The 262-nt window shown below is 27.1% G+C and carries 1 pseudogene; it reads right to left on the bottom strand.

Features of this window, described 5'->3' with window-relative positions:
* Window positions 1-51 precede the first annotated feature (51 nt).
* A pseudogene (locus ACWA1B_RS22930) lies at window positions 52-262 on the bottom strand (hypothetical protein); the annotation flags it as partial.

Raw genomic sequence — 262 nt, 5'->3', positions numbered from 1 at the left:
CGGTTCTTTGAAGTCAGTAATTTTTAAATGATAATTATCACTATAAGCAGTTTATTGTTTCAGTAAATCATTTTGATAAGAATCTGATATTTTTATATCATAATTAGAAAGAATTTGATCCAGCTGTTTTTCTTTTTGGACTAATTGCGCTACTAGTTTTGGCATATCACTATCTGCAACTATCTCTTCTTGTTTGTTTTTATATTCTTGATAATATTGGATTGTATTTGAAATTGCAAACGAATAGCATATGTAAAGCACA

The sequence above is a fragment of the Flavobacterium xizangense genome, from assembly GCF_054075145.1.
This window is presented reverse-complemented; position numbering and strand designations above follow the sequence as displayed.